Here is a 673-nt window from a genome sequence, read left to right on the forward strand (position 1 = left end):
CTTCAATCTGATCTTCACGAATATGACGCAAAGGGTTGGTACGAACGCCTGTCAGGATAAGCAAGCGCAAAGCCAGTTGTGTTATGTTTTGTGTTTTACAGAGTAACTGATAAAAGGCGGGAACATCTTTCCAATCCATTGCAGGTCTATTAGTGGTTTTATGACGTTGTTTACCTAAGAGCGCGCGTGCTTTTTCTGTTGCTTGTAAATCAACATCTAACCCTAATGCAGCCGCATGTTTGAGACAAAGATTAAGACGATTTAGTGCTTTCTCTGCTGTTGCAGCTTTTGTATGCCAGATAGGAGCAAGGGTATTGCGTATCTCTGTTTGTGTAATCTCTGAAACGGGCAGACAGCCCAATTTAGGGAGAATATGAAGGCGTAATGGTAAAAACCAATCACAAGCTTTACCATCTCTTTTTAATTCAGCTTTACGGCTTTCAAAAGCATCTAAAGCAATGTTTTTTAAATAATGAAGATTACGCATTGCCTCACGCTTTTGTTTATCGCGTTCTTTAATGGGGTCACGACCCTCATGTAAAACAGCACGCCATTGGTTTGCCAATTCACGGGCTTTTTTTTAAGAGACATGTCTTAAGGCGCCCAAGCCCATTTCACGGCGCCGACCGTGAATGGTATAACGATAAAGCCATTGAGCACCACCATCTTTACG

General features: G+C 42.2%; 1 pseudogene. It reads right to left on the reverse strand.

Annotated elements, in window-relative coordinates:
* Positions 1 to 673 (reverse strand): annotated as a pseudogene (locus ACFIO5_RS12110) (tyrosine-type recombinase/integrase); the annotation flags it as partial.

The sequence above is a fragment of the Bartonella sp. AA86SXKL genome (assembly GCF_042196885.1).